Annotated in this window: 19 protein-coding genes and 1 pseudogene; 11 read left to right on the forward strand and 9 right to left on the reverse strand. The window is 41.8% G+C overall.

Features of this window, described 5'->3' with window-relative positions; genetic code table 11:
* Positions 1–168 precede the first annotated feature (168 nt).
* On the forward strand, positions 169–1,428 hold the full coding sequence (envC, locus tag DK423_RS08515) for a murein hydrolase activator EnvC (protein WP_061886222.1): 1,260 nt from the start codon (positions 169–171) through the stop codon (positions 1,426–1,428).
* Entirely contained in the window at positions 1,425–2,252 is an 828-nt protein-coding gene (locus DK423_RS08520) for a divergent polysaccharide deacetylase family protein (RefSeq protein ID WP_005559209.1), read from the forward strand. The genes envC and DK423_RS08520 overlap by 4 nt, the downstream gene beginning before the upstream one ends.
* An 11-nt stretch (positions 2,253–2,263) precedes the next feature.
* Here DK423_RS08520 and DK423_RS08525 read toward each other — a convergent pair.
* Positions 2,264–2,941 (reverse strand): annotated as a pseudogene (locus DK423_RS08525) (ATP-binding protein); the annotation flags it as partial.
* Positions 2,942–3,103: 162 nt separating this feature from the next.
* Between DK423_RS08525 and DK423_RS08530 the strand changes: the two are divergent.
* The 6 genes from DK423_RS08530 to DK423_RS08555 all read left to right on the forward strand — a co-directional run bounded on the left by DK423_RS08530 (position 3,104) and on the right by DK423_RS08555 (position 9,401).
* Positions 3,104–3,766 carry a heteromeric transposase endonuclease subunit TnsA gene (locus DK423_RS08530; RefSeq protein WP_005559213.1) on the forward strand — a complete coding sequence of 221 codons (663 nt, stop codon included), beginning with the start codon at positions 3,104–3,106 and terminating at the stop codon, positions 3,764–3,766.
* Positions 3,759–5,678 (forward strand): Mu transposase C-terminal domain-containing protein, encoded by a 1,920-nt coding sequence (locus tag DK423_RS08535; protein ID WP_005559215.1) that lies wholly within the window; start codon positions 3,759–3,761, stop codon positions 5,676–5,678. Before DK423_RS08530 ends, DK423_RS08535 begins: the two co-directional genes overlap by 8 nt.
* Entirely contained in the window at positions 5,678–6,547 is an 870-nt protein-coding gene (locus tag DK423_RS08540; protein ID WP_109043954.1) for a TniB family NTP-binding protein, read from the forward strand. Before DK423_RS08535 ends, DK423_RS08540 begins: the two co-directional genes overlap by 1 nt.
* Positions 6,529–7,647, forward strand: coding sequence for a TniQ family protein (locus DK423_RS08545; RefSeq protein ID WP_109043955.1), 1,119 nt, complete (start codon positions 6,529–6,531; stop codon positions 7,645–7,647). The genes DK423_RS08540 and DK423_RS08545 overlap by 19 nt, the downstream gene beginning before the upstream one ends.
* Positions 7,608–9,059, forward strand: coding sequence for a hypothetical protein (locus DK423_RS08550; RefSeq protein WP_005567030.1), 1,452 nt, complete (start codon positions 7,608–7,610; stop codon positions 9,057–9,059). Before DK423_RS08545 ends, DK423_RS08550 begins: the two co-directional genes overlap by 40 nt.
* A 123-nt stretch (positions 9,060–9,182) precedes the next feature.
* Positions 9,183–9,401 carry a hypothetical protein gene (locus DK423_RS08555; RefSeq protein ID WP_019518360.1) on the forward strand — a complete coding sequence of 73 codons (219 nt, stop codon included), beginning with the start codon at positions 9,183–9,185 and terminating at the stop codon, positions 9,399–9,401.
* Positions 9,402–9,536: 135 nt separating this feature from the next.
* Here the strand turns inward: DK423_RS08555 and DK423_RS08560 are convergent, their stop codons facing one another.
* Positions 9,537–9,845 carry a helix-turn-helix domain-containing protein gene (locus DK423_RS08560; protein WP_019518359.1) on the reverse strand — a complete coding sequence of 103 codons (309 nt, stop codon included), beginning with the start codon at positions 9,843–9,845 and terminating at the stop codon, positions 9,537–9,539.
* Positions 9,846–9,886: 41 nt separating this feature from the next.
* Between DK423_RS08560 and DK423_RS08565 the strand changes: the two genes are divergently transcribed.
* From DK423_RS08565 to DK423_RS08575, 3 genes are read left to right on the forward strand one after another with little or no spacing between them, the layout of a single operon-like run.
* On the forward strand, positions 9,887–11,467 hold the full coding sequence (locus tag DK423_RS08565) for a recombinase family protein (RefSeq protein WP_005559219.1): 1,581 nt from the start codon (positions 9,887–9,889) through the stop codon (positions 11,465–11,467).
* Positions 11,409–12,257: a plasmid partitioning protein RepB C-terminal domain-containing protein gene (locus tag DK423_RS08570; RefSeq protein ID WP_061886710.1), complete on the forward strand. Its 849-nt coding sequence runs from the start codon at positions 11,409–11,411 to the stop codon at positions 12,255–12,257. The genes DK423_RS08565 and DK423_RS08570 overlap by 59 nt, the downstream gene beginning before the upstream one ends.
* The gene (locus DK423_RS08575) at positions 12,250–13,104 is read left to right on the forward strand and encodes a ParB/RepB/Spo0J family partition protein (protein ID WP_005559223.1); all 855 of its coding nucleotides are present in this window, start codon (positions 12,250–12,252) and stop codon (positions 13,102–13,104) included. Before DK423_RS08570 ends, DK423_RS08575 begins: the two co-directional genes overlap by 8 nt.
* Before the next feature lie 118 nt (positions 13,105–13,222).
* On the opposite strand, the gene DK423_RS08580 is transcribed toward DK423_RS08575, so the two are convergent.
* The 7 genes from DK423_RS08580 to DK423_RS08610 form a co-directional block, all read right to left on the reverse strand.
* Positions 13,223–13,507 carry a hypothetical protein gene (locus DK423_RS08580; RefSeq protein WP_019518356.1) on the reverse strand — a complete coding sequence of 95 codons (285 nt, stop codon included), beginning with the start codon at positions 13,505–13,507 and terminating at the stop codon, positions 13,223–13,225.
* Positions 13,508–13,573: 66 nt separating this feature from the next.
* Complete coding sequence (locus tag DK423_RS08585; protein ID WP_019518355.1) at positions 13,574–13,771, reverse strand: hypothetical protein; 198 nt, start codon at positions 13,769–13,771, stop codon at positions 13,574–13,576.
* Positions 13,772–13,925: 154 nt separating this feature from the next.
* Positions 13,926–14,441, reverse strand: coding sequence for an Imm15 family immunity protein (locus DK423_RS08590; protein ID WP_005559226.1), 516 nt, complete (start codon positions 14,439–14,441; stop codon positions 13,926–13,928).
* Between the two features lie 209 nt (positions 14,442–14,650).
* Positions 14,651–19,027, reverse strand: a complete 4,377-nt coding sequence (locus DK423_RS11610; RefSeq protein ID WP_325048016.1) for an RHS repeat-associated core domain-containing protein — start codon at positions 19,025–19,027, stop codon at positions 14,651–14,653.
* On the reverse strand, positions 19,027–19,233 hold the full coding sequence (locus DK423_RS08600; protein WP_045009121.1) for a hypothetical protein: 207 nt from the start codon (positions 19,231–19,233) through the stop codon (positions 19,027–19,029). The genes DK423_RS11610 and DK423_RS08600 overlap by 1 nt, the downstream gene beginning before the upstream one ends.
* A 3-nt stretch (positions 19,234–19,236) precedes the next feature.
* Positions 19,237–19,482 carry a hypothetical protein gene (locus DK423_RS08605; protein ID WP_109043956.1) on the reverse strand — a complete coding sequence of 82 codons (246 nt, stop codon included), beginning with the start codon at positions 19,480–19,482 and terminating at the stop codon, positions 19,237–19,239.
* Positions 19,483–19,493: 11 nt separating this feature from the next.
* Positions 19,494–20,303 carry a phage BR0599 family protein gene (locus DK423_RS08610; protein WP_109043957.1) on the reverse strand — a complete coding sequence of 270 codons (810 nt, stop codon included), beginning with the start codon at positions 20,301–20,303 and terminating at the stop codon, positions 19,494–19,496.
* Positions 20,304–20,311 lie beyond the last annotated feature (8 nt).

Here is a 20,311-nt window from a genome sequence, read left to right on the forward strand (position 1 = left end):
TTGAGGAATACCGTTTTCTTTTAAACAGACGTGTATTGTGAAGTGCGCGGGCAGCTCCGTCAACGGGAATTTGAGGGGAAGTGCGGTCGGTTTTTCAAACGTTTTTGTGGGATAATCTGTCTGATTAATGGTATATTTAGCGCGGTTTATGAAAAGGAAAGGCAGGTTATGTGGCAATTGTGTGAAAGAAAAGGTTGGGGCAAATCCCTTGTGGGCAGAGGACGTATAAAAACACTTGGGATTTTCACCGCACTTTTATGTGTCTCGCCTTCTCTTTTTGCCGCGCAGCAGGATTTGTCGAAAATCCATCAGCAGATTAAGCAACAGGAACAGAAAATTGCTTCGCAGAAAGCCGAGCAACAGAAGTTGCAATCCACCCTGAAAACACAAGAAAATCAAATCAATAATGTGATCGGGCAGCTGCGTCAAACGGAATCGGATTTGAAAGCAATCCGTAAAAATATTAGCGACACCGATAAGCAAATTAAGCAATTACAAAAGCAGGAAAAAGAACAAAAAGCGAAACTGGCGAAGCAGTTGGATGCCGCCTATCGTTCTGGCGCCAATCCTTCCGTGGCGGAGCGGATATTGTCCGATAAAGCACAAAATGCGGATCGCATGAAAGCGTATTACGCCCATTTGAATCAGGCGCGCATGAAGCTCATTGCGGATTTACAAGATACTCAAGCGCAGTTGGCGAAACAAAAAGAATCTATCGCCGAGCAACAGAAAACCCAACAATTGCAGCTTGCGGATCAGAAGAAACAACGGCAGGCATTGCAGAAAGTTCAGCAGGAGCGCCAATCGACTTTGAATCAGATTAATCGCAATCTGAGCCGTGACGAAAGCAAGTTGGAAGCGCTGAAAGCCAATGAAAACGCCTTACGTCAGGAAATTCAACGGGCGGAACAGGCGGCGAAACAGCAAGAGCAACGTGAGCGCGAAGCGTTGGCGCAAAAACAGCAGGCGGAGGAGAATAAAACCCATAAACCCTACAAGCCGACAGAGCAGGAAAAACGTTTGTTAAGCAGCACGCTGGGCTTAGGCGCACCGCAGAAACAATATGGCTTTCCGGTGGCGGGTAAAGTTGTCAACAGTTTCGGTTCGACCCAAATGGGTGAATTACGCTGGAAAGGCATCGTCATTGCTGCTGGCAGCGGCACGCCGGTGAAAGCCATTGCCGACGGGCGGGTGATTTTAGCCAACTGGTTGCAGGGCTATGGTTTAATGGTGATTGTGAAGCACGGCGACAGCGATTTAAGTTTGTATGGGTATAATCAATCCCTGGCGGTGAAAGAAGGGCAGTTGGTGAAAGCCGGACAAAAAATCGGCGAAGTGGGGAGCAGTGGCGGGCAGTTAAAAACCGCACTGTATTTTGAAATCCGTCGCAAGGGCATCGCGGTCAATCCGGTAGGTTGGTTACGATGAAGTTGAAGAGCGTAAAAACGCTGATTTTTCTTACCGCACTTTTATGGCTACCTGTTGCTTATTCCGCCAAACTTGCCATTGTGATTGATGATTTGGGCTATCACCCGAAAGAAGATGCACAAATTCTTGCTTTGCCGAAAGCGGTTTCCGTGGCAATTATTCCCGCTGCGCCTTATGCCAAACAGCGCAACCAACAGGCACACCAGCAGGGGCGCGACATTTTGATTCACATGCCTATGGAAACCGTCAGCAAAATAAAAATTGAAGGCGGCGGTTTGCATTTGGGCATGAACCAGGAGGAAGTGAATCATCGTGTACAAACGGCAAAAAAGATCGTATCTCACGCCATCGGTATGAATAACCACATGGGCAGCGCCGCCACGGCGGATGTGCCGTTAATGACCAAATTAATGACCGCACTTAGAGAAAGCCATTTGTTTTTTCTGGATAGCCGTACCATCGGGCGCAGTGTGGCGGGTAAAATTGCCAAAGCGCAGGGCGTGCCGGCGTTGGATAGACATATTTTTTTAGATGACAGCAATGATCTCGCCAACGTGCAACGTCAGTTTCACGCCGCCGTACAATACGCGCAAAAACACGGCACCGCCATTGCTATCGGGCATCCGCGGAAAAACACCATTGCTGTGCTGCAAGCTGGTATTGCAAACCTGCCGTCGGATGTGCAGTTGGTCTCTATGGGCAGTTTATGGCGTAATGAAAAAGTTATCCCGCCGAAGCCGTTTATTTTCTTATTTAGCGAAGCCGCCGCACCGACTTCCGTCCCACCTTATGAAAATGTGCCTTTACTGCGTGGTGTGCCTTAAGGTTTGGCGCATTACGCCGAGGTTTTCGCCAATTTTTGCAACAACCTGTCCATTGCCCGATAACCCAGAGCTTCGGATAAGTGGCGTTGGTTGATGTGTTGTTGCCCATCTAAATCGGCAATGGTGCGGGATACTTTCAGTATACGGTGATACGCCCGTACGGAAAGCCCCAATTTAGTCAGGGCATTTTCCAGGAACAGTGCGTCTTTGTCGGTCAGTTTGCAGTCCCGTTCGATTTCTTTGCTATTTAAATGGGCATTAATTTTGCCGGCGCGCTGAAGTTGAATGGCACGGGTTTTTAACACTTTTTCCCGTACCGTTGCACTGGATTCGCCACGATCGCCGCTATTTTGTAAACTGCCTTGTGGCAATAAGGGCACTTCAATGGATAAATCGAAGCGATCTAAAAAAGGGCTGGACAACCGATTCAGATAACGCATAATTTGTTGTGGTGAGGTGCGATTATGGGTGCCTTGATAATGCCCTGTCGGGCTGGGATTCATCGCGGCAATCAGTTGAAATTTTGCCGGAAATTGAATCTTGGCGTTGGCACGGGAAATAATAATTTCGCCACTTTCCAACGGTTGACGCAGTGCATCCAGCACTTTGCGTTCAAATTCGGGCAATTCATCTAAGAAAAGCACGCCGTTGTGAGCAAGAGAAATTTCGCCCGGTTTTGGTATTGTGCCGCTGTCAAAGTTACAAATAAGTGGCATAATCGGCAAAACTTAGAACGATAGAATAAGGCTTTAGCCTATTTTTTTACCCTTAGAAGATACTATTTAATGGCACAAAAGCTACAAATAGCTGTCAAAATATATTAAAAGATACCAATAAAGGTCAAATTATTCATGAAAACAGAACCCATTTTCCAACAGGTTCGTAAGATCAAACCAACACGCCTTAGCGTATCAGGTTTACTCCCTTTTAAAGATGGAGTAAGCATTCCTTACGAATCTACGCTTGAGCGAGATCTCTTGCTTTATTTTACTTATATGCCTGCGGTAGAGGAAATCATTTCTCAACCTGTTCGCATTCTGTTTGTGAAAAATAGAATGACTTATCCTTACACGCCTGATTTCTTTATTCGCTTCAATGATGGACGACCATCGCTTTTGATTGAAGTAAAACCGAAATCAAAATGGCAGGAACATTGGCGTGATTGGAAAGAAAAATGGAAAGCGGCAATGGCATTCAGCAAAAAGAACAAGTGCATCTTCCATATTTATGATGAAGATAGAATTCGTCACCTTGCGTTATTCAACATTAACGCGGTTCAACGTTACAAACGATTACAGTGCGATCCTGAAGATATTGGAGCGATACTTACTCAAGTTAAGTTACACGGTGGTACCACGATAGATTTTCTGCTCTCTCGCCTTTTTACAGGTTCACTTTATCGAACCAAAGGGTTACAGATTATATATCACTTATTAGCAACCAAGCAGCTTACTTGCAACTGGTTTGAACCATTATCTGAATTTACCGAAGTTTGGGGGTATTCAAATGACTAAAGGATTTATTCATCCTCGCTATCACGGTCGATTAGAGCGTGGTCGTCTCATTTTGCAAAAAGGCAACGTTTATGTAAATCGTGAAGATGGCGAACAATATGAACTGATTGAGTATTTAGATGAAGATGCACAAGTGATGATCCGAAATCTTCATACTCGCCAAAGTAAAATTTCCAGTATTCATCAGCTTGAGAATTTAAAAGTGAATGAACGCGAAGATGTTTCTGTTGATTTAAGCGCAATCAGCGATGAATACTGGGAAAAAGCGTTAGAAAAATACGAAATGATTAAGCCGTTGCTTAATTATGAACAACATTGCCCTGCTTCTGTAAAAGAACGAGCAAAAGAAGTTGGAGTGAGTGATCGAAGTTTATATCGTTGGATTCAAGCTTACAACTCTCTCGGCTCTATCGCTGGTTTAGTCAGTCGTAAGCGTGGCTGGGCGGAAGGTAATTCGCGTTTAAGCAAAGAACAAGATGAGTTGGTGACAGCGGTTATCAATGAGTTTTATCTACATAAACAACGCCCAACGATTGAGCAGACGATCCGTGAAGTGCAGCGTGTCGCCAGTCAAAAAGGGCTTGATAGCCCAAGCCGTCGCACAATCCGACAACGTATTTTGCGTATTTCAGAAGAAGAAAGATTGCGTAAACGCGGGCAGAAAGAGAAAGCGAAAAATAAATTTACGCCGAAGCCAAACAGTTTCCCTAACGTAGATTTTCCTTTAAGTGTTATTCAAATCGACCATACGCCTGTTGATTTAATTATTGTAGATAACCAGTATCGTAAGCCGATTGGCAGACCTTACCTAACGTTGGCAATGGATGTATATAGCCGAATGATTACTGGGTACTATCTATCACTTGATGCACCGTCGGTAACATCGGTTGCAATGTGTATTGCTCGCAGCATTTTGCCGAAAGAACGCCTATTACTAGATCATAATGTAAAAGGTGAATGGGCGGTATTCGGTTATCCGAATAAAATCCACGTGGATAATGGAGCAGACTTCCGTTCATTGGATTTATCCAAATCTTGTGAGGCACACGGTATTGCCCTTGAGTTCCGCCCTGTTGGTCGTCCTGAATTTGGCGGACACATTGAGCGTGTAATCGGTACGTTTATGAAAGAAGTTCACGGTTTGAGTGGTACAACATTCTCAAATACGAAAGAGAAAGATACCTATCAATCGGAAGCAGAAGCGGTAATGACCTTAGATGAATTTGAAACGTGGCTGATTAACTATATTGTAAACGTGTATCACAAACGCACCCACTCTGCGCTAGGTATGTCGCCTGTTCAAAAATGGCGATTGGGGATTTTTGGTGATAAAGATCATGTCGGTTGTGGTTATCCGCAAATGCCTGTTGATGAACAAACGTTATTACTCGATTTCTTACCAAGCGAAAAACGAACTATTCAGCATAATGGCGTAACGATTGATGGTTTACGTTACTACGATGTGGCACTCAATATGTACATCAATGATTCCGATGAAAACGGTAAGAGCAAGGAATTTTTATTCCGTCGAGATCCTCGTAATATCGGCAAGATTTGGTTCTATGATCCGAAGTTGAAACATTATTTCCCGATTCCGTTTGCCGACCAGTCTTTACCTGATATGAGCATTTGGGAATACAAACAAGTTCGTCATTTCTTGAAAGATAAAGATGAAAAACTCATTCACTCGCAGCAGATCCACGATGCATTAACTGAAATGCGTGAATTGGTTGAACAGTCTGCACAGCGGACGAAGAAAGCTCGGAGACAGGCTCAACGGCAGAAAGTCCACGCGAAAAGTAAGGTAGTGATCCCAACAAGTTTACCCGAAAGCAAACCAACAGAAACAGTCAAAACACCTGCTTCTAACTTGCTTTTAGATAATGATTTCACGTTTGGAGATATTGAATAATGGAAAAACAATATGAGTATGTTCACGAAAAATTCCGTCATTTAGTGATTGCAAGCAATCAGGAACGGATTGAGTTTTTAGATGAACCACGTTGGGTAGGTTATGCCGTTGCAAATAAGATCATTGATAATTTGGTTTCCTTAATGAATAAGCCGAAACGCCCTCGCATGTTCAATTTGTTGGTAGTCGGTGATTCTAACAATGGTAAAACGACGCTTATTCGACACTTTTATGATTTGTACGGCATACCTTTCGTGGACAGCCAGTCGGACGGTATACGCCCCATTATTTTGGCAGAAGCACCGCCGAGTGCAAATGAAAAAGAGCTTTATATCTCGTTACTGGAGCGTTTTTATGTTCCATATCGACCAACGGATAGCGTAGCTAAATTGCGTTATCAGACGATTCACTTATTCCGTGAGTACAAGGTGAAAATGCTGATTATTGACGAATTCCATTCGTTGCTTGTGGGGACACCGCGTTTGCAACGCCAAGTGATGAATGCGATTAAGATGCTATGTAATGAGTTGCAGATTCCGATTGTAGGCGTAGGCACAAAAGATGCAATTCGTGTTTTACACACCGATCCGCAACACGCCAGTCGTTTTGATGTAGCAGAGTTGCCAACATGGAAATTAGATAAGGATTTTCAAAAATTACTCTTCCAATTTCAAGGTATTTTGCCATTGAAAAAATGCTCTAATCTACAATCGCCAGAGTTAGCGACAAAAATTCATACGATTTCAGGGGGTAATTTAGGGAATGTACATCGTTTATTAACCGCGTGCGCCATTGAAGCGATTACAACAGGAACAGAGCAAATTACATTAGATATTATCGAGCATAATTCATGGGTACAACCAACGTAGGGCTTACGAAAAATTATCGGATAAAATCAAGGATTATTCGAACACCGCTTTACCTCAATGAAAGCATCAGTTCGTGGCTCATTCGTGCCGCCTTAGATTGTGGTACAGAGCCGATTACATTTACTGGATTTTATTGGGATAAGTGGCGACTATGGATATATGATTTAGATAGAGGGTTTGAACCGATTGCACCGCAGATTTATGAAGATATTAGGGCGTTATCGTTTAATCAACAGGTAAACTTAGTCAACCATTCGCTTTATTCCGTATTGAGACCGATTAATGGCGAAAGCACCCTTATTAAAGGTCAAGCGAAGTGGGTGATTTCAAGAGGTTCGCGTAATCGCACTTTTCGTGTCGGTCAATCTTATTGTCCTTGTTGTTTAGGGGAAACACCTTATTTGCGTAATGAATGGCGTTTTGCGTGGCATTTTGGTTGTTCGAAACATCAAGTTTTACTTGAATCTAAATGCCCTTGTTGTGGCGAACTGTATCAACCTCATTTGCTTTCCGCAGAAAAACGACACTTAAATTACTGTCATCAATGTGGTGAGAAATTACAGGTTGTTACAACACCGCTTAATGAAGTAGAAATTGCAACAATGGAAACACTTAATAACGTATTTATGACTAACTCAGGTGAATGTTTCAGGAAACGTGTGAATGCACAAGTGTACTTTGCTATATTGCGTTACTTCATCAATCTTATTCGGCGTGCTACGGTCGTAAAATCTACTCACGCTTTTGCAAAATTTGTGGAAGAATGTGGTATTTCTCAAGCGGAAATATGCCAAACCAAAACCGCCCTTGCATTTGAGCAGCTTCCTGTTGAAGAGCGCAAGAATCTATTGGTAAACGCGATTAAAATTCTAAAATTACCAAGTAAGGATTTTATTCAAGCTATTCAACAAAGCGGTATAACACAAAAGGCGTTCGACTTTGAAAAGTATCCTATGGAGCTTGATATACTCTTTAAATATGCACCTGAAGGCAAAACTGTAAGCCGTAAAACAGTAACCAATAAACCTAAGACCGATTCTGTTTTAAGTCTAAACCGTCAATGGGAGCGCTTAAAACGACGGCTAAAAATCACAGCATGAAAATCACCAAGATCCGTTCTCAAAAGAGAAATAGTTGCTCTATTTGTGGCAAAGCTCAAGTAACACGCAAGTTCCAAAAAGAATATTATTGCGCGAATTGCTACGCACAATGGTTTAAACAAAAAACTTGTAAGCGATGCGGACAACTCAAACGTATTCACCGTGATGGCAAACTTTGTCTTGAATGCGAAAAATTAACGGATTGTGTACGCTGTGGTAAAGAAGCTGGTACATTTGAAATCGGTATGATAAGTCGTTACGGTGCGGTATGTTGTTCTTGCACTCGTTATTTTCGAGAGGAAATAGAATGCTCAGAATGTGGTAAAATGACACGCGATAGATACCGTTCACCCGTGACGAATGAATCGGTCTGTTTGCAGTGCTATCGTCGATATACTTTTGCAACTTGTAAGAATTGTCGTCGTTATCGTAAGGTTCATAACCAAGAGAAACAGTTGTGCAAGAAATGTGACGAACAGTTACTTTCAACTTGCCCGAAATGCAAAGGTGAAATGCCATCAGGCTATGGCAATGTTTGCCCCGATTGTGCAAGACGAACCCTGTTATTCAAAATGATTCGGTTGAATATTCATATCTTTCGCAATAAAGCAATAAAAACCGCCTATAAGAAATTCATTTTCTGGTATATGCGAAAGTGTGGTATCGGCGTTGCTTTGCGTAAAGGCTCAGATTTTATGCGCTTCTTCATTGATTGTGATGATATTTGGCAGAAAATTCCTGATTATGCGGAATTGGTAACACACTTTAAACCAAATGGGTTACGTGCCAATTTAACTGTATTACGCTGGTTGCTTGATACGAATCAAGTTGCCGTTGATAAAACGCTAAAAGATGATTTAGCGGAATTAGAACGCATACAGGCTCTTTTTAACAAACTTAAAGAATCTATACCTTGTATCGCAAGCTATTATCAGAAATTACAACGGCGATGTGATGAGGGTAAAACCTCACTTAAATCAGTACGATTAGCCTTGCAGCCTGCGATAGACTTAATCAGTACTAACGAGATTACGGACTACCCAACACAAGACCAACTAAACCAGTATCTTGTGGAAAAATCAGGTCAAACGGCAGCTATAACAGGCTTTATCAATCATTTAAAATCGGAGTACCACCGAGAGCTTGAAATCGACCGTAAACTGATTCAGCAAATTAGAGCTAAACAGCTTAAAAAACATTGTTCTCAGCGATTAATTGAACTCTATAAACAAGCTTATTTAACTGAAAAAGAACAAATGGAGCTAGTTTCCGTTGTGTTATATAGTTTACACAACATTACAATTAAAACGCCAAAACGAAAGAACATCATCAAAATTGATCAAGTTGCCTATTATCGTTACGAAAATAGGGATTATTTTTTACCACAGGACATTTATAAGCATATAACCTAGAGTTTTTGACTTGAAAAATATCATTTTTGCGATCTGAATCACAAAATTACTTCCTAAACCTATATAGAGAGAAAATTACCGATAAGCTAATCTCTATTATTAGCACATAAATAGAGGTTTATTATGCAAAAATTACAGTTATCGCTTAAAGAACAGTTCAGATTATGGCTTGAAACAGAGCAGGAAATAGATGAAATACTAGCTATAGTAAAGATACCTTGTATTTTATCTAAGTTAGATAGTAACTTGGCTGTTGTGTGTGGGAATAGGCTAGAAAAACGTTACTTATATAAATGGATTAAGTATTTTCGTATAGACCGTGTAATTGGAAACGTTTTTTAAGATCTGCTAAATTATTATATTATTATTTTTAATTTCTAATTGAAAAGGCTTTTTCAAGGTTGTTTAAATTTTTAGTTTCTGTTTTAGAATGAAATAAGTGACTTTATTTTGATAGGGAACTCTCGTTCCCTACTTCTATAGCTTATTTAATAAATTCGAAATAATTAGTTTCATCATATCTATATCAATATATTGCTTTCCTGAACCAGATATTTGCCAAACATATTTTCGAATATGTGCAGAGAGATACATTAATTTTATAAGGTAAATACCGTTGGGGAACCTTTCATTTCTTAACCACGCTTTTACTGTTCTTTCGCATACACCTAATTTCTTCGATAACTCAAGTGTTGACCAGAACTGTTCATGCATTTCTTGCCGAAGTTCGATGATAAAATCTTCTCTGAAATTTTTGGGTAAAATCTTACCCGTTGTGTGCAACATAAGGTTCTCCTTTTCCGTTATAGTGACTGTGGAGGTGAAATATGGAATATAAAAATCTTGCTGTTGCTTATATCCGTATGTCTACGGAGCATCAGGAATTTTCACCGGATATACAACGTCGCTTCATTCAAAAATATGCTAAGGAACAAGGGCTTATACTCACTAGGGAATACCTAGATGAGGGAAGGAGTGGATTAAGCGCAGAAAAACGTCCTCAGTTTTTATCACTCATTAATTTTGTACAATCCGGTAATGCTGATTTTTCACATATTCTTGTTTATGACATTAGCCGATGGGGGCGCTTTCTAAATATTGATGAATCTGCACATTATGAACAAATTTGTTCAAAAATGGGGATTAAAGTGCATTACTGTGCAGAACCTTTTAAGGGAAACGACATTGGTTCTCAAATTTTTAAAGCGGTAAAACGTTGGTCTGCCGGAGAATACTGTCGTGAGCTAGGTGAAAAAGTTTTTAATGGGCAGAAGAATTTGATTGAGCGCGGATTTCGTCAAGGTGGACCAGCTGGATTTGGGTTAAGACGCCTATTATTAAGTGCTGATGGTTCGCCAAAATTTGAACTAAAAACGGGTGACAGGAAGAGTTTGCAGTCGGATCGTGTCATTCTTATTGCGGGTCCTGAATTTGAACAGAAAATTATTTTACAAATCTATCACGATTTTATTTACAGACATAAAACGGAACGACAAATTGCAGATAGTTTAAATGCCCAAGGTATTTTAACAGATAGAAATACACGGTGGACTAAAGGTGTAGTCCATCAGATTCTAATTAATGAAAAATATGTAGGGCACAATGTTTGGAATAAATCTTGTACATCAAAGACGGGGAAGTTACGTGGTAAAAATCCAGAGTCTCAATGGGTAAGAGTTGAAAATGCTTTTGAAGCAATTATCCCACAACCCTTATTTAATGCAGCACAAGCCATTATTCACCAACGCTCAATAAAACTGACTGATGAGGAGATGTTGGACAAACTTCGAACATTGCTGAAAGTAAAGGGAAAGTTATCTGGTTTAATTATTGATGAAGCAGAAGATTGTCCATCAAGTAGCGCATATAGTAGTCGATTCGGTAGTCTGATCCGAACTTACGCAATGATTCACTATGAACCGGAGCGTGATTACCACTATGTTGAAATTAATCGATTAATGCGTCAACAATATAAGAAAATAGTTCAACAGGTACTTAATGAAATTATTGCATTAGGTGGACGTGTATCTATCGCTCCTAATGATCTTCTAAAAATCAATGAAGAATTTACCGCCTCTCTGGTTGTAAGCCCTTGCCGACCAACTACAAGGGGTAATAAACGCTGGATGATTCGTTTTGATACCGGGCTTGAACCTGATTTAACTATTGCAGTTCGTCTTGACGAAGATGCAGAAAACATTATTGATTATTATTTATTTCCAATGAAGGGGAGAGAAAGTAATAAATTGAGATTGGCGGAAAGCAACCCAGCTGAACTTGATATTTATCGATTTTCTAACTTGGATCGTTTCTTCATTATGGTAGAACGTATCTTATTAGGAGTTCATTATGGATATTCAAACTATTCCGATAGAAGATATTCGGATTATCAATCCAAGAACGCGTAATCGAAAAATCTTCGCAGATCTTGTAGAAAATATTGCGTCTGTTGGTTTAAAACGACCAATTACAGTCTCAAAGACGTCTGATGGTTATAACTTACTATGTGGTCAGGGGCGTTTAGAAGCCTGCAAACATCTGGGCGAAAAAGTTATTCCCTGTCGAGTTATTGAAGTGAGTCAAGAAGAAAGTTATCTCATTAGTCTGGCAGAAAATATTGCAAGGCGCAAACATACTAATATGGAATTACTTTCTGGAATTCGTATTTTAAGTGAACGTGGGTATCGAACATCTGACATAGCAAGGAAAGTTGGCTTTGATACGACTTATATAAGCGGAATTATTCATCTTCTTAAGGTAGGTGAAGAAAGATTGATTAATGGCGTAGAAAAAGGTTACTTGCCTATTACTGTGGCTATCTCTATTGCACGAGCGGATGATAAGGAGACTCAGAAACAACTTACGGAATTATATGAAAACGGTACATTAAAGCAGTCAGATATTACGAAAATTCGTAATATTATGCATCGTCGGAAATTAATAGGTAAAAGAGCAAATACTGCTATAAAAAACTCAGTTTATAGCCAGAAAAGTATCATAAATATTTATAAAGAGGAGACTGACCGACAACAGAGAATGATTAAGCAAGCTGAGTTCGATGAAAGCCAATTATTTGTCTTAATTTCCTGTCTTAAAAAGTTATTTAATGATAAGGTTTTTCTGCTTCTCCTGAAATCTGAAAAACTTAATGATATACCAAAAGATTTGAGTGAGCGTTTAAGGGGGAACTATACCTAAAAATATTACTTACGCTTTTCATAATGAATTAGTGATGTTACCACTCGATGTTATTATTTCTTCTCACCCTATAGATAATAAACTTGAGAAAAGTGTTAAGTTTCAGAGTATTTTTTCTTCTATTCAGGAAATTGGTATTATTGAGCCACTTGTTGTTTATCCTGACAACGGACAGTACCTATTACTTGATGGACATTCTCGACTTCATGCATTAAAAATGTTAGGTATGACGGAAACATTATGTATGCTTGCTACTGATGATGAAGGTTTCACCTATAACAAGCAAATTAATCGACTTACCGCGATTCAAGAACATAATATGATAATGAAAGCTATTGAGCGTGGTGTATCTGATGAAGCAATTTCAAGAACACTTAATATAGATATAAAAATTCTTCGTCAGAAAATGGCAATGTTGAAAGGGATTACTCAAGAAGTCTCCGAGAAGCTTGCTAATAAACCCGTTGGTAAAGAAATTTTCCGAATTTTACGAAAAATGAAACCAGAACGGCAAATTGAGGTAGCTGATATGATGTTAGCTAGTAATAAATTTACTGTAACGTATGCTAATATGATGTTACTCAGCTCTCGTAAAGAAGAATTGGTTGAATCACACAAGCCTAAAGCTACATCAGAACTTGCTGACATAGCCATTATGCAGAAGGAAATGGAGCGCCTAAAGGAAAACTATAAAATTTCTGAGGAAAAATTAGCTGATCTAAAACTTAGTCTAATTGTAGCCAAAGGCTATGTAAACAGACTTCTTAACAATGTCGTTATCTCAGAATTTCTTGAGAATGATAAGAATGATATTTATCTTGCTCTGAAAGAAGTTTGTGAGAAATAAGGCAGCCATGGTAAAAGAGTCTGTTTTTTACTAGGCCTTTTACTATGGCTGGGATGTACTTTAAAATAGTGATTTATCAACTAGTTGGTGTCTATTGACGTTAACTTATGTTTCTTTTCTAAGAAAAAATACTCTTCAAAAAATTATTAATCTCTGAAGTCGTTAAGTGAGAAATAAATTCAATATCTATATTTTTATCATCCCCCATGATTTGAACAAGTCCTGTAGAATCAAACAACATCATTATCCCACCTCCTGAGTCTTTTAAGCAAGAAAAGTCGTATCCATCTAAAAATACGCCTTCATCGATCAAACAAACCACGATACCTTTATCTAAAGGAGACGAGTTTTTCCAATAAACAAGATCACTAAGAATTATATTTTTATGGGTAGCATGTTTCATGAGAATACCTTTTTAGTTTACAAATGGCTCAACGGGCACCATTGCAGGAGTTCATTGATGTGGTTTTTAATACATACTTTTGTTTAATCCAAAAACATTTACAATTTGGATAAAGCGCTTGATTTGACTCAATTTAAATATATTATGGTGAGAACCATATACTCCATGCTTTGTTTTATCATCAGGAATAACATCAAGAGGACGATATCCTATTGTTTTAGGAGGAACTATTTGTACACTCCATATATTGTAGAAATCTACCATCTATGATCCCTACACAGAATTTGCAGTAATCTGCAAATCAACTTCTTAGCTTAACGGTTTTGAAGATTTTGTTTATCCTGAAGATAAGTGAGTTGATTAACTTAGTAGGAACCTTCGACAACCTAGTTATTAACTTAATTAATAGGAAATAATATTATTCTTTATTTAATAAAAATACTCTAAAGAATTCACCACCAAAACCATCATCAGATTTAGAATAAACAATCTTAAATGTATCGATATATCCAAGTTGTTCTAAGGAATTTTTTAGCCATAACATCTGATCTAAATTTACTTGCGGTTTTTCCTCAAATTTTTCTTTATATTTTGTTTTTGAAATACATATATTTGGTATGTTAAAACCATATAAGTCAGATAATTCTAAATCAGGATATGTTATACAGAAAAAAAGATCTTTCCTTTCTTCCTCACTTAACACCTTTCTCGCCATCAGCTTGATATTATTAAGATAAAACAAAGCCACATTTAAAAAGAAAACATCAAAATCCTTTTTAGAGAAAGTCTCTAGAAAAATATCTTCTCTTCCCTTTTGGGTAATAATTGGTATTTCCTCAAATTCAACAGGATATTTTAAAAAATCTATAATATTCTTTTCTTGATAAGATTTTTCAAGTTTTGCTAATTTATTTAATAATGTTAAGCTCTGCATCTTTTATACTCCTTTCCAGCCGTAACAAAATAGAAAATCTTTATCATCTTTAGAGAATGGTGGCATTCCACGATGTTTATCATGTACCGTTCCATCTACATTAAGTGCTGCATCATTGTAAGCATGGGCATGATATTGGGAGCCAGGAACTGATTCTTCAGGTCTATCAATTCTTTTTATCCCCTTAGGTCCTCTACGATTAATATTAACTATATTTCTAGCCTGGGTGTTCCAGTCCCCCACTTCTTACAACGTCTTTTGCGTTCTTTTTCACATTTAGACGCTTCAATTTCTGCGGCAGATTGAGCCTGAGCCTTATCATACTCTTCCTTAGCATCCATTATACCTACGCCAATAAGAATGCCCGCCATAGCTGTACCGGCATAGGCTAATCCTTCCAAAATCCAAGGTGCCGCAAGTACTGGTGCAAATAATCCCAGTGGATCGGTTTGATTCTGTACCGCGCCCTCAAACCTATATAGGTTATTCCCTCCGGCAAGCCCAATCGGATCCTGCTGTGTAAAACGCCCAATATACGGGTCATAGTAGCGGAAGAAGTTGTAATGTAAGCCGGTTTCTTCATCAGCATACTGGTTTTGTAGGCGGAACGGTTGATGTACGTTCGCCATGAGGTTGTGGCTGTTACGTAGTTTGCCCCAGCCGAGGTAATCACCATACCAACAAAGATTGCCGTTCTCATCCGTTAATTCCCGTGGCACACCAATCTGGTCGCAATGGAAGTAGCGCGTTTGTGTATGGTTTTGTTTGTTGTCCGTGCACACCTGCGCCAACGGCTCGTAGCTTTGTGGGCTGCGGTAAATATAGCTGAAAGTGCGGTCATTTTCACGATTGATTTCTTGCACCAGATGGCTACCATCCCACATAAATTCAGTCATTGTGTGTGCTAGAAACGCGCCGTTTTCCGACCGCACTTTTATCATTCGTCTGCCAAGCACATCGTATTGATAATGCCAGGTTTCCGCCTTTTGATTCGGTCTTTGAATCACCGCTTTAATCAGCCGGTCTTTAGCATTGTAGGAATAGGTTTGTACTTCACCGTTATTGCGTTTACGTTGGCTTAAGTTGCCAAACTCGTCATAGTAATAAGTGATGCCTTGGTATTCGTGTAGTTGGTTGTTTAGACGTTTCTCGCTTTCCCGCTCAATCAGGTTATGCGCCGGGTCAAAGGCGAAGACTTCATTGCCGGTCATGGTCAGTTGACCGAGTTTGTCGTAATAGTAATCCTGATTGCCCATGCGTAAATCACGGCTTTGTATTAGGTTGCCCACCTCGTTATAACGATAAGTTCGATTGACAAGGGCTTGTTGGGTTGTTTGCTGCTCCAGCGTCGCTAACTGTTCTTCTAATCTGCCGATAGCGTCCAATTTGACCAGTTTGCCTTGTGTACGCGAGACTTCACGGTGCAGTTTATCTCGGGTGATGTCGCTGATTAAGCGGTCGTTGAATTTGATTGTGGATAAGTGCCCGCTACCATAGTAGTGATAATCAATCTGTTCACCATTCGGCAATTTGGTTTTCAATCGGTTGCCGTTAGCGTCATAGGTATAACGCATCACTTGGCTGTGGTCGTTTTTATCTGATAAATGATGTTCAATGACTCTGCCTACATTGTCGTAAGTAAAGTGTATTGTCGTTTGCTCATCCTCTAACTGACTTAGTCTGCCGAGTTGGTCATAGTGATAGCTCGTTTGTTGGGTTTGACCGTCAAACTGTTGAATCTGTTCGGCAATGACTCGACCCAGTTTATCTCGTTTAAATTCGGTGGTACGCAACACCTGTTTATGGTTATCCGTACCGAATTCCTGTTGGGTGGCCAGTTCACCTTTTTCGTTGTAATGATAAACGGTTTTGCGGTTGTCAAAGCCGATTTCGGCGGTTAAACGGTTCATCGGGTCATAATCGAAGCGATAGGTGACAAGGTTTTCATTGGTGAGTTGAACTAAGCGTCTGGCGTTGTCGTAGGTGTAAGCAAACGTGTGACCCAAGGCATTTTTACGGCTAACCGGTAAATCATCGACGCTATACTCATATTCGGTTTGGTTACCTTTGCCGTCGGTATAGGTGATTAAACGTCCTGCGGTATCATAAGTAAACTGTTCTTGGCTACCGTCTGCATAGGTTGTTTGAATGAGCTGATGATTATTGTTATAGATGTAGTGTGTTTTTTGACCCAATGCGTCAATGACGGTGGTGAGTAAACCATCATCGTTGTATTCCAATTGAGTTATATTGCCGGAGCAGTCAACACGGCTTGCTAACTGATTGTCGGCGTTATAGTTAAAGGTGGTACGGTTGCCTAATGGGTCAATCATGGCTGTGCGTAAGCCCTTATTGCTATAGTCAAATTGGGTGTCCGTGGTGTCAATTGAGCGCACCACGGTGTCGCCGTCTAATAACTCCAGTTTGTAGCTGACGCCCTCACCCCGGACGGTACTATCCTCGGTGTGCGCAATGAGCTTCTCGGCTTGCACGTCACGGTCACGGTGCGCCCAGGTCAGCTTAAAAGATGAACCATCGCGAATAGCATTGGTGTAACTGCCATCTATACGTACATTGCCTGGCGGATAAGGGCGTGCCTGACGTTGTCGGGTGGTCAGCGTTAATTCTGCTGCTTTTTCTTCGTCCAGCGTTTGCTGGGCGGTGCGGGTGAGTAGCTTAGCCTTAATATTTTCGCCCACAGTGTATTTTGTTTCGTCCGTGCCGGCGGCAAGCAGATAGCACCAGGCCATGGCATCCGCTTTATGTGGCTGCGGGATAGTATCTGCACAACCGCGCCCGACGGTCATTGTGCCGGCGTTAAAATCCACCGAATCAATCTTGATAATCTCATCATCAATCATAATCGCTTCGGCGTTATCAAGCGCCGCATAATCGCCCTCAAGTTTAAATTTAAGGGTTGTTTGATAAGCGCCTGCGGCATCTGCCAAGCGAATAAAAGGCGTGAATGAGCCTGTAGCGGTTTGTGTATAGCCTGCGCCCACGTTAACCAGCATGTCGTAGCCGACAGAAAGCGCGCTTGGTTGCGCGCCCAGGCTCCAGACAAAACAATCCGTCGGCTTAATAAACGCACGCTCGGCGTCGGATAGCACCAGCGGTAGCACGTGATACGGAACCTCGAAAAGCCGCGCCTGCTCAATCGGCTTGGCGGTGTAATCGGGCGGAATATAAAGGGATTCGCCTTTTTGCGTTGAGTAGTTGGCTGCCGGAAGTCCGAATACGTCTTGCAGGCAGGTTGCCACAATCTCGCCCTCATTGCCGCCGTTTTTGAGCTCGCCTATGCGAAATACCACATCAACAATATCGCGCTCCGGCAGATTAAGACGGATAACATCACCAGGGCGCAACTCACTGCCTCGCATGTCAAAGGTGATTTTAAGACGGGTAAGACCGCTTGCAATCATCTCTAAATCGCGCTGCGCCAGGCGCGCGGCTAGATCAAAGGTCGGCACGCCTTTATACTCAACTGTTTTGCTGATGACGCCGTGCATTTGCACCGCAGCAATATTATTGGCTATCGCCTGGTCCTCACGGTTTGTCACGGGCTCACGGTATTTGACGATGATTTGATTTGCCTGCTTATCGGTTGCGGCGCTGTCATCATCAAGCACCGCAACAATCCCGTTATCATAGCTAAACAGCGGCAAATCGGCGACGTTGTAGTCTTGCCGAATCAATTTAATCGCCTGCTTGCCGGTCTCGACATTGTCGTATTGCGCCGCGCCAATATGGTCAACGATTTGCTTAATAAACTCCTTAATTGAGGTTTGCCGATTGTAGCGGATACACAACCCGAATCCCTCGTCATAAAGCGTATCTGCCGCTTTTTTATAGCTGTCCAAATCAAGCTCCGATAGCTCTTTTCTGCCGCCCCAGCTTTTATTGGTGGCGCATTCAACCAGTATATGCGCCGGGTTCATGGCATGAATCTCTCGTAAATTTTCTTCTTGCTCGGCTGTTACCCCCTTAATTTTGAGATTGTCATTACGCAGCACGATTTTGCATTTTTCCGGGTACCATACCCCATTGTGCCAGCCTTTGAGGGCACGGCGCAGACGGTAGCTGTGTTTTTTGGGATATGCGTTATAGCAGCTGATAAGGCCTGAAAACACGGTAGTGACAATGCCACGAAAGCCCGGGATAGTCTCGTCTGTTGCCACATTACCGGGCGTCACATTGCCATGCTGAAAAAATTTATTACGCTGCCCGTCTTTTTTTAAGCGCTTGCGCCCGCGCCCGGCTTGATTATTTGCCGCCGACGGGTTATACACCCCTTTAAGCAGATTAATCAGCATTTGGGTGGGCTTTTGGTCCGGCTCACCCATCAGGATTTCCATCCGCCCCTGAATGCCGCCCTCACCACCCGTGTTATCACCGCCGAATAAGTTGGGTTTATCAACATAAATCGCTTGCGAGTGCGTGAGCTCGCCCGATTTGCCGACGTATGCGGTTTTATCATCGACCCGCAGCTCTACAATCTCGTCCACCGGACCGCGCCCGAGGCCGCTTTGAATATCCCAATAATAACGGTAACCAACGGTCACCGACTTGCCTTTTTTACCGCCCATTATTTATCTCCCTTGTGCGCTTCAAGTGCCGCACCAACACATTTGCGGGCAAATACACTACCGGTATTTAAAAGCAGGTCTGAATCAATGCCATGCTGTAAAAAATCGGCATAATCCAAGCCCTCACGCAGAAAAAATGCCTCGACACCCGAAGGACAAAAATCCACCCGGCGCATGTCTTGCATTGTGATAGTAATGTTATCCATAATTTACCCTTTTTTAATCTCGCTCGTGCGGTAGTTGCCATAGGCCAGCACCTGCCAATCCTCTGTCCAACAATCGCCGAAAAACACGCATTGCGGCGTGCCCTCATCGATTTGCGGGAAGTTAAAATCCTTGGCGCTTGCCGCCTCCGGTTCGTTACTACCGCGCTTACCGAACGCCCGATTAATGTAGTAACTGGCAACGGCATAGGCGACGATTTTAACCACCGCCCAGGCAATTGATGCAAACATAATAAATCCCCCTAAAACACCCGTGAACCGTCATACGGCGATTTGGTCGGCATATGCGGAATGCCGCCGAAATTAAGCATATTGTTAAATTTTTTAAGACAGGTTTGCGCCCTTCCGTCACAACCGGGATAGACTTTAATGACCGTGCCGATTGAAAGCTTTTGTGTGCCACCCATCAATGTCAGCTTGTTATTTTGATGCATGGTCACGGCACGCACCTCGCGCACACCATCATCCTGCCACTCGATAAAACCCGCATTAAACCAACCTTGTGGCAGGTTTGCCGGCAGATTTACGGTAATGGACGCCCCGTCCATCGCACTGATTGTAAGCCCTGCCACCACAAAATTACCGGGCTTGACTTTGCAATCCGTATCGTAAAGCGTATAAGGGCAGTTACGCCCCCAGGTCAAGCGCAAGCCGGCGCTTTCCATGGTCTCGGAAAGCCCGGCGGAAACTAATTGCGTAGTCTCAATACTTGGGCGGTTAGCCTCCACAATAGTCCCCACCCAGACAATGCGAATCTCCGAATCACCCCAGTTTAGCCGCATAATGGTAAGCTTGACCGTTTGACTTGGCGGCAGTCCGCGATACAGACGCGCCACCGGGTTATTGCTCGGGATTTTAATTGTAATTTTGCCCTCACTATTACCGTCGCGTTGGTCGGCGATGGCGGTGGCAAGCCACTGCTGACCGTTAATCTCTAAGTCTTTGTCGGCATTACAAAAGCGCCAGATTTTTTCGTTCTCGCCGCGCACAAATTGATACAAATCGACGGGCTGACCATCGGCAATAGAATGCGTCTTGTCTAAATAGCTCATGTTTAAAT

The sequence above is a fragment of the Aggregatibacter actinomycetemcomitans genome (genome assembly GCF_003130205.1).
GTDB classification, from domain to species: Bacteria; Pseudomonadota; Gammaproteobacteria; order Enterobacterales; family Pasteurellaceae; genus Aggregatibacter; species Aggregatibacter actinomycetemcomitans_A.

Coding starts and splice junctions, on each gene's coding strand:
- envC (WP_061886222.1), top strand. CDS start 169: ATGTGGCAATTGTGTGAAAGAAAAGGTTGGGGCAAATCCCTTGTGGGC.
- DK423_RS08520 (WP_005559209.1), top strand. CDS start 1,425: ATGAAGTTGAAGAGCGTAAAAACGCTGATTTTTCTTACCGCACTTTTA.
- DK423_RS08530 (WP_005559213.1), top strand. CDS start 3,104: ATGAAAACAGAACCCATTTTCCAACAGGTTCGTAAGATCAAACCAACA.
- DK423_RS08535 (WP_005559215.1), top strand. CDS start 3,759: ATGACTAAAGGATTTATTCATCCTCGCTATCACGGTCGATTAGAGCGT.
- DK423_RS08540 (WP_109043954.1), top strand. CDS start 5,678: ATGGAAAAACAATATGAGTATGTTCACGAAAAATTCCGTCATTTAGTG.
- DK423_RS08545 (WP_109043955.1), top strand. CDS start 6,529: ATGGGTACAACCAACGTAGGGCTTACGAAAAATTATCGGATAAAATCA.
- DK423_RS08550 (WP_005567030.1), top strand. CDS start 7,608: ATGGGAGCGCTTAAAACGACGGCTAAAAATCACAGCATGAAAATCACC.
- DK423_RS08555 (WP_019518360.1), top strand. CDS start 9,183: ATGCAAAAATTACAGTTATCGCTTAAAGAACAGTTCAGATTATGGCTT.
- DK423_RS08560 (WP_019518359.1), bottom strand. CDS start 9,845: ATGTTGCACACAACGGGTAAGATTTTACCCAAAAATTTCAGAGAAGAT.
- DK423_RS08565 (WP_005559219.1), top strand. CDS start 9,887: ATGGAATATAAAAATCTTGCTGTTGCTTATATCCGTATGTCTACGGAG.
- DK423_RS08570 (WP_061886710.1), top strand. CDS start 11,409: ATGGATATTCAAACTATTCCGATAGAAGATATTCGGATTATCAATCCA.
- DK423_RS08580 (WP_019518356.1), bottom strand. CDS start 13,507: ATGAAACATGCTACCCATAAAAATATAATTCTTAGTGATCTTGTTTAT.
- DK423_RS08585 (WP_019518355.1), bottom strand. CDS start 13,771: ATGGTAGATTTCTACAATATATGGAGTGTACAAATAGTTCCTCCTAAA.
- DK423_RS08590 (WP_005559226.1), bottom strand. CDS start 14,441: ATGCAGAGCTTAACATTATTAAATAAATTAGCAAAACTTGAAAAATCT.
- DK423_RS11610 (WP_325048016.1), bottom strand. CDS start 19,027: ATGGGCGGTAAAAAAGGCAAGTCGGTGACCGTTGGTTACCGTTATTAT.
- DK423_RS08600 (WP_045009121.1), bottom strand. CDS start 19,233: ATGGATAACATTACTATCACAATGCAAGACATGCGCCGGGTGGATTTT.
- DK423_RS08605 (WP_109043956.1), bottom strand. CDS start 19,482: ATGTTTGCATCAATTGCCTGGGCGGTGGTTAAAATCGTCGCCTATGCC.
- DK423_RS08610 (WP_109043957.1), bottom strand. CDS start 20,303: ATGAGCTATTTAGACAAGACGCATTCTATTGCCGATGGTCAGCCCGTC.